General features: G+C 71.8%; 8 protein-coding genes. 2 read left to right on the forward strand and 6 right to left on the reverse strand.

Going from position 1 to position 12,130, the window contains the following annotated elements:
• Positions 1-45 precede the first annotated feature (45 nt).
• From EG812_RS00705 to EG812_RS00715, 3 genes are read right to left on the reverse strand one after another with little or no spacing between them, the layout of a single operon-like run.
• Complete coding sequence (locus EG812_RS00705) at positions 46-2,517, reverse strand: transglutaminase TgpA family protein (RefSeq protein WP_126710457.1); 2,472 nt, start codon at positions 2,515-2,517, stop codon at positions 46-48.
• A gap of 16 nt (positions 2,518-2,533) precedes the next feature.
• A complete protein-coding gene (locus tag EG812_RS00710) occupies positions 2,534-3,829 on the reverse strand; it encodes a DUF58 domain-containing protein (RefSeq protein WP_126710458.1) in 1,296 nt (431 codons plus the stop codon).
• 1 nt (position 3,830) lies between these two features.
• Positions 3,831-4,883, reverse strand: a complete 1,053-nt coding sequence (locus tag EG812_RS00715) for an AAA family ATPase (protein ID WP_013735099.1) — start codon at positions 4,881-4,883, stop codon at positions 3,831-3,833.
• A 456-nt stretch (positions 4,884-5,339) separates the two neighbouring features.
• Here EG812_RS00715 and leuS point away from each other — a divergent pair, with 456 nt between their 5' ends.
• Positions 5,340-8,198 carry a leucine--tRNA ligase gene (gene leuS / locus EG812_RS00720; protein ID WP_126710459.1) on the forward strand — a complete coding sequence of 953 codons (2,859 nt, stop codon included), beginning with the start codon at positions 5,340-5,342 and terminating at the stop codon, positions 8,196-8,198.
• Positions 8,199-8,413: 215 nt separating this feature from the next.
• Here the strand turns inward: leuS and EG812_RS00725 are convergent, their stop codons facing one another.
• From EG812_RS00725 to EG812_RS00735, 3 genes are all read right to left on the reverse strand, one after another.
• Positions 8,414-9,049, reverse strand: coding sequence for a TVP38/TMEM64 family protein (locus tag EG812_RS00725; protein WP_233579401.1), 636 nt, complete (start codon positions 9,047-9,049; stop codon positions 8,414-8,416).
• 149 nt (positions 9,050-9,198) lie between these two features.
• On the reverse strand, positions 9,199-9,921 hold the full coding sequence (locus EG812_RS00730) for a type 1 glutamine amidotransferase (protein ID WP_013735094.1): 723 nt from the start codon (positions 9,919-9,921) through the stop codon (positions 9,199-9,201).
• Positions 9,911-11,158, reverse strand: coding sequence for a Mur ligase family protein (locus tag EG812_RS00735; protein ID WP_043721531.1), 1,248 nt, complete (start codon positions 11,156-11,158; stop codon positions 9,911-9,913). Before EG812_RS00735 ends, EG812_RS00730 begins: the two co-directional genes overlap by 11 nt.
• 345 nt (positions 11,159-11,503) lie before the next feature.
• Between EG812_RS00735 and mraZ the strand changes: the two genes are divergently transcribed.
• Positions 11,504-11,935, forward strand: coding sequence for a division/cell wall cluster transcriptional repressor MraZ (gene mraZ, locus EG812_RS00740; RefSeq protein WP_013735092.1), 432 nt, complete (start codon positions 11,504-11,506; stop codon positions 11,933-11,935).
• Positions 11,936-12,130 lie beyond the last annotated feature (195 nt).

Below are 12,130 nucleotides of genomic sequence, written 5' to 3' on the forward strand. Positions count from 1 at the left end.
CGGGGTGCGGGGCCGGGCGGGCGGGGGCGGGGTGGGGGTGGGGGGTTAGCGGGTGGTGCGGGTGGCTAGTAGGCGGCGGGGGTTGAAGCGTAGGAGTCGGGAGCGGAGTTGTCCGCCGGAGGTGACCAGGCGGGCGGAGGTGTCCGCGACGGCGGTACGCCAACGGCCCAGCACCGAGGGCGGCAATGCGGCCGCCAGCAGGCGGGTACGGCGGTCGGCCTGCCCGGCGAGGGCGCTGCGCACCGTGCGCAGTGCGGCTGGCAGGGGCTCGCCGGTCAACGGGTCGCGCGCGTAGCGGGCCCGCTCCTCGGCCCGCCCGAGCAGGCGTACGGCCGTACCGGCGTCGGTGTCGGTGCCGATCGACTCCCGGGCCAGCCGGTCGGCGGTCGCCCGGGGGGTCTCCGTCGGGTCCACCCGGACCCGGTAGTCGACAAGTGTGTCGATCAGCTCGTCCCAGGCGGCGTGGGCGTCCGCGCGGGCCCGGTCCGGATCGGTGCTGACCGTTACCCGTGGTTGACCAGTGGTGGTCGAGTCCGCGGTCGACGGGTCGAGTGTCCGGGCGACCGGGGCGAGTCGACCGCGTCGTCGCCGCAGGGCGAGTCGGCGCAGCGCCGGTACGGCGAGCAGGGCGAGCAGCGCCAGCAGGCCGGCGGCGGTCAGCCAGGGCCAGGTCGACGTAGGGCTGGCCGGGGTGTTCGGGCCGGCGCCCGCGCCGGTGTCGACACCTTCCTCGAACTGGTTGGGGCCGCGATCCGGTGTCTCCGTGGTGTCGGTGTCGTCGGGCGTGTCCGACGTGTCGGTCTGCGGCGTGGTCTCCTCCGGGGCGTCGACGTCCGGTGCCCAGGCGGAGCGGGTCGAGCCGGGCACCCCGTAGGTCGGGGTGGCGTCGAACGGCACCCAGCCGATCTGGTCGAAGTAGACCTCGGTCCAGGCGTGCAGGTTCCGGTTGGTCAGGGTCAGCGTGTCACCGCTGCGCCGGTTGCCGTTGGTGAAGCCGAACGCGACCCGGGCCGGGATGCCGGCGTCGCGCACCATCCAGGCCAGTGCGGCGGCGTACTGCTGGCAGTAGCCGGCCTTGTTCTCCAGGAAGTCGAGGATCTGCTGGCCGCTGGTGCCCTCCGCGGTGCTCAGCTGATAGGTGAAGCCGTTGTCCTCGGAGAAGTAGTCGTAGAGGGCGCGCACCTTGTCGTACTCGGTGCGCTTGTCCTGGGTCAGCTCCGCGACGAGGGCCCGCACCTCGGGCACGTCGGGGGTGACGGTCTGTTGCCGACGCAACGGCAGGTCGGCCGGCAGCGGCTGCGCCGAGCGCAGGGCTTGCGGGGTGTACGTCGAACGCACGTAGTCGAACGAGAACTTCTTGCCCCGGGAGTTGTCCCGGTTGGAGAAGAGCACCTGCAGGTTGGGGTCGTAGAACCAGTTGTTGCCGAGGTCGGAGAAGTTGACCGGCTCGGTGTAGAACGGCAGCAGCGGCATGTTCAGCTCGCGGGACACCTCCACGGTGGCCCGGTGCTGCGTACGCTCGACGCCGGGTCGTTGCCCGCCCGGGTCGGGCAGGTCCCCGGTGGCTCGCTGACCGTTGGGGCCGCGGACCCGGAAGCCGTCCGCGCGCAGGTCGTCGGCGACGCCGAAGCGCAGGTAGAAGGGCTCCTCCTCGGTGGTGGTGACCTTGACCAGGTCGGTCACCTGCGACTGGTTGAGTTCACCGCTGAGCGCGGCGAACAGGTCCACCCGACCGGGGGAACCGCCCAGCCCTGTGCCGCCGAGGCCGGAACCGGCACCGGAGTTCAGCGAGTTCATCAGGCCGACGGTCATCCCCGGCACGGCCAGCGGCACCAGTACCGCCAGCGCGAGGCCCAGCACGGCCAGCCGTCGGCCCGCGGCGGCCAACGGGGAGGCCTCCCACACGTCGACGTCGCGACCGTCGCCGGTGAACCGGCGGCCGAACCGGCGGACCCGGTCCACGTTGTCGGTGACGAGCAGCCAGAGGAAACCGGCGGCGCCGATGGCGAACGGCAGCGGAGGGACGCTGTCCACGTAGACCGCCACCGGCACCGAGTAGATGGCCAACATCGGCAGTCCGGCCAGGGCCGGGCGGCGCATCCCGACGCAGAGCACGTCCACCAGCATCGCCACCGCGCCGATGCCGAGCACGGTGACGAACAGCAGCGGATCGGTGTCGGGAACCTTTACCCCGTAGGAGCGCATGTCGTCGACCGAGCCGGTGAGCAGCTCGGCGAAGTGCCCGAAGGTGCCCGGTGCGGGCAGCACGGCCAGCAACTCGGAACCGCTGGGGAACAGCCAGGTCAGGGCGAGCACGAGGCCACCCAGCATGGCCAGCACCTGGGCCCAGAGCGGGGCCCGGCCGAGCCGGGCCAGCGCTGCCGCGGCGGCCACCGCGGCCACCGCGATGACGGCCTGCACGAACCACGTCCAGCGTTCGAAGATGGCCGACAGGGGCGCGGCGGCGAGCAGCGTCGCTGCGGCGGCCACCAGGCCCAGGTTCCGGTGGGCGATCATGAGGGGGACCTTCCGTTCATCGCACGCCGCCGGCCACCGTCTCGGCCATCGCCGCGCGCAGGGCGAACCCTTGTGAGCCGCGGCCGGCCTGCGGCCAGAGCGCCGGCAGTCGCGCGCCGTGGTCGACGCCGATGACCCGCCAGCCGGCCTGGAGGAGGACCAGGGCGGCGGCGTCGTGTGCCTGGTCGGCCTCGGCCCGGGCGGGTGCGGGCAGGTTGAGCCAGGCGGAGCTGTCCAGCAGGAAACACACGCAGGTGGCGTTGTTGGCCCGGAGGCCGGCCAGCAACTCCGCCTCGGCGGTGCTCAGCGTTCCGAACAGGCCGATGACCAGGCCGCCGTCGGCGCGTTGCCGGACGTGCTGCATCAGGGTGGTGATCTCGACCCGCTGGTCCGGCCGGACCTCCGCGAGATGGTCGAGCAGCAGCCCGTCGCCGCCCTCGCCCGCGTCGACGTCCGCACCGCCCCCGGTGACCAGGCGCAGCTTGTAGCCGGCCTGGCGCAGGTGGACGGCGATGCTTGCCGCCCCCGAGACGGCCCATTCGAAGCTGGCCGTCGGCCCGTCACCGTGGTGGCCGTACGCCCGGGTGTCCAGCACGACGGTGGCCCGGCTCTCCCAGGGCTGCTCCTCGCGCCGCACCATCAGCTCACCCGTGCGGGCGGTCGACTTCCAGTGCACCCGGCGCAGATCGTCGCCGCGGCGGTACTCACGGGTCGCCGCGTCGTCCTCGCCGTGCACCGCGACCGAGCGGGCCCGGCTCTCCCCGCTGCCGGTGTACTCCCCGGGCAGCCGCACCGACGGCAGGGGCACCACCTGCGGGATGACCGTGAGCCGGTCGGTGCCGGGGAAGGCCCGGGTCAGTTCACACAACCCGAACGGGTCGGTCAACCGGACCACCAGCGGACCCACCTCGTACCGGCCGCGTACGTCGGCCCGCACGGTGTACGCCACCGAGCTGGCCTGGTGCGCGCCGAGGCGTTCCAGCACCACCCGGGGGCGGCTGCCCAGCGCGTACGGCAGGCGGTCCTCCAGCAGCAGGGTGCCGGTGGGCAGCCGGGACATGTTCTGCAACCGCAGCACCACCCGGGCGTTCGCGCCGACCGGTATCCGGTGCGGCTCAAGCGACCGGTGACAGGCCAGCTTGTACCGGCTACGGCCGACGTAGAGGGCGGCCAGCAGGGGCAGGACGGCCAGCAGCACGGCCACCCGCAGCAGATCCTTCTCGCCGAGGATGCCGGCGGAGATGGCTGCCGCCACCGCGGCGGCCAGGAACGAGCGGCCACGGGTGGTCAGTCCGCGCAGACCGTCACGCACGTCACGGCCTCCGCGGCTCGAAGGGGGGCCGGCCGTTGCCGGTCGGCGGCCGGTTGTCGTACGGCGAGCGCTTACGGTCGTGCGGCAGCGGCAACCGGTGCACCAGGTCGGCGATGATCGCGTCGGTGGTGCGGCGGGCGAGCTGGGCGTCGGCGGTCGGGATGAGCCGGTGTGCCAGCACGGGCACGGCGAGCACCTGAAGATCGTCCGGCAGCACGTAGTCGCGCCCGTCGAGGGCGGCCACCGCCCGCGCGGTACGCAGCAGTTGCAGCGTGCACCGGGGGGACGCGCCGAGCCGCAGGTCGGGCGACTCGCGAGTCGCCGTGACCAGGTCGATGGCGTACTGCTTGACCGCGTCGGCGACGTGCACCTGCCGGACGTGGCCGATCAGCCGGCGTACCGTTTCGGCGTCGGAGACCGGCCGCAGCGCCGCCAGCGGATCCACCGCGCCGTGCGCGTCGAGCATGGCCAGCTCGGCGGTCGGGTCCGGGTAGCCCATCGCGATCCGGGCGGTGAAGCGGTCCCGCTGCGCCTCCGGCAGGGGGTACGTCCCCTCCATCTCGATCGGGTTCTGAGTGGCGATCACCATGAACGGCGTCTGCAGCTGGTAGGTCACCCCGTCGACGGTGACCTGGCGTTCCTCCATGCACTCCAACAGGGCGGACTGGGTCTTCGGCGAGGCCCGGTTGATCTCGTCGCCGACGACCAGGTTGGCGAAGACGGCACCCGGCCGGAACTCGAAGTCGTGCGTCTCCTGGTTGTAGACGCTGACCCCGGTGACGTCGCTGGGCAGCAGGTCGGGGGTGAACTGGATGCGCCGTACCGAGCAGTCGATCGACCGGGCCAGGGCCTTGGCCAACTTCGTCTTGCCGACCCCCGGCACATCCTCGATGAGCAGGTGACCTTCGGCGAGCAGGACGGCCAGGGCGAGCCGCACGGTGGCGGTCTTGCCCTCGATTACCTGTTCGATGTTGGCCACGATGGCGTCGCTCGCGGCGCGGAACTCGTCGAACGGCAACAGGCCGCCAACCTCGTCCCAGGTCTGCTGTGTCACGGGCCTCCTCCTCGTCGCCATCACGGCAGCTCTGTTGTAAGAGCACCTGGCCCCGCCGTTGGGTTCGCGACGTGCAAGCCTCGTCTGCCGCAACAATCTCACTGGCCTCTCAGGCTAACCATGTTTGTCGCCGACGCCGACCTGCGCAGCTGTTTGAGTGCTTACGCACCGGTTTGTCACTCACGCAGCGCATGTCGCTGGTTCTTGTCGGGTGATGGGGGTCCGGGTGGGTGGTGCACGACGCGGTCGTACCGGTTGGCGGTACACTGCCGGACATGGCCGGAGTCTTCCTGCTTACCCAGCCGTGCTGATGCGCTGAAGGCGCGACAGCACGGCGGCCCCTCCTGCGTGAGGGGCTTTTTCGTGCCCGCCGCCGGGTCGGGGCGGGCCGCCGAGACAGATCCGAGACCAGCCAGCACTCCGACAGACTCCGCCGAGCGATGCGAGGAGAAGGCCATGAGCGAGCGGCAACGAGCGAGCGAGGCAGCCACCCCGACGAGCGACACCCCACCGTTCCGGTACACCGCGACGCTGGCCGACGAGATCGAACGCCGCTGGCAGGACGTCTGGGAACGCGACGGCACCTTCCACGCGCCGAACCCGTCCGGCCCGCTGGCCGACCCGGGCCACCCGCGCTCCGGCGCCGAGAAGCTGTACGTGCTGGACATGTTCCCGTACCCGTCCGGCGCGGGTCTGCACGTCGGGCACCCGCTGGGCTACATCGGCACCGACTGCTTCGCCCGCTACCAGCGGATGGCCGGGCGCAACGTGCTGCACGCGATGGGCTTCGACGCGTTCGGCCTGCCCGCCGAGCAGTACGCGGTGCAGACCGGCACCCACCCGCGGACCACCACCGAGGCCAACATCGAGCGGTACCGGGAGCAGTTGCGCCGGCTGGGCCTGGCCCACGACCAGCGGCGTTCGGTGGCCACCATCGACACCGACTTCTACCGCTGGACCCAGTGGATCTTCCTGCAGATCTTCAACTCCTGGTACGACCGCGACGCCGGTCGGGCCCGCCCGATCAGCGAGCTGACCGCCGAGTTCGCCGGTGGTACCCGACGCACCCCGGACGGACGCCCGTGGGGTGAGCTGTCCGCCGCCGAGCAGCGGGCGATCATCGACGACCACCGCCTGGCGTACGTGTCGCAGGCGCCGGTGAACTGGTGCCCCGGCCTGGGCACCGTGCTGGCCAACGAGGAGGTCACCGCCGACGGCCGCTCCGAGCGGGGCAACTTCCCGGTCTTCAAGCGCAACCTGAAGCAGTGGATGATGCGGATCACCGCGTACGGCGACCGGCTGCTGGACGACCTGGACAAGCTGGACTGGCCCGAGCCGATCAAGCTGATGCAGCGCAACTGGATCGGCCGCTCCACCGGTGCGCACATCGACTTCCCGACGGCGACCGCCCCGATCCGGGTGTTCACGACCCGGCCGGACACCGTCTTCGGGGCCACCTACATGGTGCTGGCGCCCGAGCACGAGCTGGTCGACGCGCTGGTGCCGGGCGCCTGGCCGGAGGGGACCAGGGACGCGTGGACCGGCGGGCACGCCAGCCCCCGGGCCGCCGTCGAGGCGTACCGCAAGGCGGCGGCGGCCAAGACCGACGTGGAGCGGCAGGCCGACACCAAGGAGAAGACCGGCGTCTTCACCGGCGCGTACGCCACCAACCCGGTCACCGGCGGGCAGATCCCGATCTTCATCGCCGACTACGTGCTGGCCGGCTACGGCACCGGCGCGATCATGGCGGTGCCCGCCCAGGACGAGCGGGACTGGGACTTCGCCGAGGTCTTCGAGCTGCCGATCGTGCGTACCGTGGCGCCGCCGGAAGGCTTCGACGGCAAGGCGTACACCGGGGACGGGCCGGCGATCAACAGCGCCGCGCCCGACCGCGGCCTGGACCTGAGCGGCCTGGGGGTGGCCGACGCGAAGGCCCGGATCATCGCCTGGCTGGAGGAGACCGGCAACGGTCAGGGCGCGACCACCTACCGGCTGCGGGACTGGCTGTTCAGCCGGCAGCGCTACTGGGGCGAGCCGTTCCCGATCGTGTACGACGCCGACGGCACCGCCATCGCGCTACCGGAGGAGATGCTGCCGGTCGAGCTGCCCGAGGTGGACGACTTCTCCCCGCGCACCTTCGACCCGTCCGACGCCGACAGCGACCCGGAGACGCCGCTGTCGCGCCGCCGTGACTGGGTCGAGGTGGAGCTGGACCTGGGCGACGGGCCCAAGCGGTACACCCGCGAGACGAACGTCATGCCGCAGTGGGCCGGCTCCTGCTGGTACGAACTGCGCTACCTGGACCCGACCAACGAGGGACGGTTCGTCGACGCCGACAACGAGCGCTACTGGATGGGCCCGCGCAGCGAGGGCGACTGCGGCGGCGTGGACCTGTACGTCGGCGGTGCCGAGCACGCCGTGCTGCACCTGCTGTACGCCCGGTTCTGGCACAAGGTGCTGTACGACCTGGGCCACGTTTCCAGCTTCGAGCCGTTCCGCAAGCTGTTCAACCAGGGCTACATCCAGGCGTACGCGTACACCGACGCCCGGGGCGCGTACGTGCCCGCCGAGGAGGTCGTCGAACGCGACGGCGGCTTCTACCTGGGCGACGTCCAGGTCAACCGCGAGTACGGCAAGATGGGCAAGTCCCTGAAGAACGTGGTCACCCCGGACGAGATGTGCGCCGCCTACGGCGCCGACACCTTCCGGGTGTACGAGATGTCGATGGGGCCGCTGGAGGTGTCCCGCCCGTGGGAGACCCGGGCGGTGGTCGGCTCGTACCGGTTCCTGCAGCGCGTCTGGCGGGCCATCGTCGACGAGCAGACCGGCGCGTCCCGGGTGGTCGACACCCCGGCCGACGAGGCGACCCGGCGACTGCTGCACAAGGTGATCGACGGCGTCCGGGGCGACATGGAGGCGATCCGGTTCAACACCGCGATCGCCAAGCTGATCGAGCTGACCAACGGGGTGACCCGGTTGCCGGCCACCCCGCGCGAGGTGGCCGAGCCGCTGGTGCTGATGCTGGCCCCGGTCGCCCCGCACATCGCCGAGGAGCTGTGGCGGCGACTGGGTCACGACACCTCGCTGACCTACGCGGACTTCCCGGTCGCCGACCCGGCCCTGCTGGTCGCCGAGTCGGTCACCTACCCGGTGCAGGTCAACGGCAAGGTCCGGGGCCGCATCGAGGTCCCCGCCGACGCGACCGAGGAGAGCGTGCGGGAACAGGCGCTGGAGGCGGTGGCCGCCGTACTGGCCGGCAAGGACCCCCGCAAGGTCATCGTGATCCCCGGCCGCATGGTCTCCGTGGTGCTGTGAAAGGAAGGTGCCCTTCCTAACGCCTCGTGTAGAGGAAGGGCCCCTTCTTAACATGCACCGACTGGCATCTCGCCCTCTTGAGTGGCGGGGCCGCGGGATCACGCTCGATGTGGGATCGAGTCGCCTTGCCGTGCTGCGAGACCACTCGATCCCACATCGAGCGTGACCATGAAGTGCGGGCGATCCTCTCGCACGACGTGGCGCGTGGCGGAGGCTTACTTGAGGGGGAGGGTGGCGCGGGTTCGGCGTTCGGCGCGCCACCAGCGGGTGAGCAGTACTGCGCTGGCGATGAAGCCCAGGGCGGCGGGGGCGGCGGCGTACCAGTTGATCCCGTCGGGGGAGGTGACGGCGGCACCGAGGGCCGCGTAGCCGAACGCGGTCGGCGCGGAGGCGATGACGCTGCCGGTGAGGAAGGGCAGCAGTCGCGCGCCGGTGGTGCCGTAGCCGTAGCTGACCAGGCCGAACCCGGAGATGGGCAGCAGCCGTACGGTCATCACCCCGAAGACGCTCTGCCGGGTGAACCAGCGGTCCAACCGGGCCAGCCGGCCGCGTACCCGCTCGGCGACGAAGTCCCGGCCGAGCAGCCGGCCGACGGCGAAACCGACCGCCGCCGCGAGCAGCGCGGCACCCAACGCGTACAGGGCGCCGGGCAGCATTCCGAAGATCGCGCCGGCGGCGAGCGTGATGAAGGTACGCGGCACCAGCGCGACCAGCAGCAGCGCACCGCCGAGGACCGCCGCGACCGGGGCGAACCCGCCCAGCCGGTCGGCCAGGTGTGGCAGCGTCGCCGGGTCGGGCAGCGGCGTGAGCAGCAGCATCACCCCGAATCCGGCGAGCAGGAACAGCAGCATGCCGAACCGCAGCGCCGACGACGTCGCGACGACGCGCCACACCCGTCGTCCCGCGCCGCGGGCCGAAGCGCCGCCGCCAGAAGCGCCGCCGGACGGAGGGCCGGCGGGGTTTGGTGACCGGCGGCCGAGCAGCCGCCGGACGGCCGGGATCATGGCCGGGCGGCAGCTGCCACCGCGGTTCGACGCTCGGCGCGCAGCCGGTCGGCCCAGGTGTCGTCCAGCGGCGGCAACTGCTGGGCGCCGGTGGCCCAGCGCAGCAGCAGGTCGGCCAGGGCCGGGTTACGGGCCAGCGCGGGCCCGTGGGAGTACGTGCCGAGCAGCTTGCCCCGCCAGGCTCCCTCGGTGGCGCCGTCGTTGCCGACTCCGGCGGTGACCCGGGCCAGCGGGGACACCCCGGGGCCGAGCTGGGTGCGACCGCCGTGGTTCTCGAAGCCGGTCAGCGGCGGCAGGCCCAGCCGGGCGTCGATGTCCCCGGCCAGCTCGCCGACCGCCCGGCTGGCGCCCCGGTCCGAGCTGAGGTCGAGCAGTTCCAGGCCGCGGTACTGGGTGCCCTTGGCGAAGAACGAGGTGCCGAGCAGTTGGTAGCCGGCGCAGACCCCGAACACCACCGAGCCCTGGGCCACGGCCCGGTGCAGGCCGCCGTCGGCGAGCAGTCGCTGTGCGCCGAGCGCCTGCGGCCCGTCCTCGCCGCCACCGATGAGGTAGATGTCGGCGGTGGTCGGCAGCGGCTGGTCGGAGCGGACCTCCAGCACCTCGACCGGGAACCCGCGTTGGCGTGCCCGCCGGGCCAGGATCAGCGCGTTGCCCCGATCGCCGTAGGTGGACAGCAGGTCGGGGTAGATCCAGACGATGCGCAGGGTCTCAGTTGACACGGTCCAACTCCGCTCGGATGTCCTGGAACGCGGTGTAGTTCGCGATGACCTCCAGCCGCCCCGGCGGTACCGCCCGCACGGCGTCGTCGAACGTGCGTACGTGCTGGAACGGCACGTCGTTGACGTCGAGGCGGACCGCCAGGTCGTACGCCCGGTCGCCGGTGATCAGCACCTGGCGTCCGCGCAGCGGGGCGAAGTCGACGTCGAACAACCATGAGGTGTCCAACCCGTCGGGATCCCGCGCGTTGATGGACAGCAGTGTCGGCGCCAGCTCGGCCATGTCGAACGCCTCCAGCCAACTGGCCGGGTTCTTGGCCAGCAGCAGGCGGACCGTACGCCCGTCCCGGACGACCTGGGCGTAGCGTCCGGCGACCGAGGTGACATCGGCCAGGCGCGGAACGGCGTCGAACGGGCGTACGCCGAACTCGGCGGCGACGGCCAGCGCGGTGGCCGCGTTGCCGACGTTGACCTTGCCCGGAAGCTGGAGCTTGACCTTGTACCAGGCGCCGGTCGGGTCGAGGACGCCCTGGTCGTCGACGGTCCACTGCGGCTGCGGCCGGCGCAGCGGGCAGCCGGTGCACCACCACTGCTCACCCGAGCGCTGGATGGTGGACCCGCACTCGGGGCAGACCCAGGAGTCGTCGTGCCAGCGCTGCCCGGCGGAGAACCAGGTGACGTGCGGCGGCGTGATCCGCTGATCGTGGGTGGCCGGCGGGGTGGCCGCCCAGACCACCATCGGGTCGTCGGCGTTGGCGACGATGCGGATGTCGGGGTGCCGGACCAGCGCCGCGCGCCAGAGCTGCGCCATCATGGCGACCTCCTTGGCCCGGTCCAGCTGGTCGCGGGAGAGGTTGAGCAGCGCCACCACGTGCGGCTCGGTCGCCTCGATCACCTGCGCGAGGTAGTGCTCGTCGACCTCCAGCACGGCGTACGGGGTGCTGCCCGCCTTCGCCAGCGCCGAGGTGTGGCCGGTGGGCATGTTGGCGCCGAACGAGTTGGTGGCGACCCGACCGAGCACGCCGACGGCCGCGGCGGCCAGTCGGGTGGTGGTTGTCTTGCCGTTGGTGCCGGAGATCAGCGCGATGGCCCGACCGGCGGAGAGGTGGGCCAACAGGTCCGGGTCGATCTTCAAGCCGATCCAGCCGCCGATCACCGAACCGTCGCCACGGCCCGCGGCCCGCGACAGCGCCGCGGCGGTCCGTGACACGGAACTGGCCACCTTTGCCCGAAGGGGCATCTTTGCGTCCGTCACGCGAGCGAGGTTACCGGACCATGGCAGGGCTCAGATTGCCGATCCGTTCGGGTGGGCTTTGTCGGCGATGTGGTCGGTGGCGGCTGGCCGGCCGGAGTCGATCTATGTCGGATAGCGGACCGGGCCGCGGAGGCCGCTGCGCCCTCCACTCCGCCCCACCCCGACTGACGTGCGCTTTTGTGGTCCAACGTGGCGCGCCACGCGGTCCAATCTGGTTGCGGGTGGAGGGAAGTGGAGTAGAGTGGGGCGCATTGGTGAGGCCGGGAGGGCCCACCGGCCCGGGGGGTCAGCGGCGCGCGAACGCCGCTAGAAGGGCGAGGGGGTTGGGCCGTGTTTCTCGGCACCCACACTCCGCGCCTGGACGACAAGGGCCGGTTGATCCTTCCGGCGAAGTTCCGGGATGAGCTGGCGGGGGGTGTCGTGATCACCAAAGGGCAGGAGCGCTGCCTCTACGTCTTCCCGACGCCTGAGTTCCAGCGCATCGCGGATCAGTTGCGTGCGCAGCCGATGACACACAAGGCGGCCCGGGCCTACAGCCGTGTCTTCTTCGCCAGCGCACACGACGAAGTGCCCGACAAGCAGGGCCGGGTGACCATCCCGGCACACCTGCGCAGCTACGCGGGGCTCGACCGGGACCTGGTGGTCATCGGCGCGAGCACCCGGGTGGAGATCTGGGACAAGGTCGCCTGGGAGACCTACCTCGCCGAGAGCGAAGACGACTTCGCCGACATCGAGGAAGGGGTGCTGCCCGGCGGTCTGTAGGGCGTGACGACGCCCGACGTACTGCGAGATCTCCAGCCGCTTTCGAGTTCCTGGCATCCCTTCCCCGGTGCCAGGCGCACGATCCGACACGGAGGGCTGTGGCCCGACGGGCGGGCGGGGAGCGGATGGGGATCTGGCGGTACGACGGCACGGCGTCGTCCGACGAGCAGGACGCAGAAGAAAACAAGGTCAAGC

This window comes from Verrucosispora sp. FIM060022 (assembly GCF_003977705.1).
Lineage (GTDB): Bacteria > Actinomycetota > Actinomycetes > Mycobacteriales > Micromonosporaceae > Micromonospora > Micromonospora gifhornensis.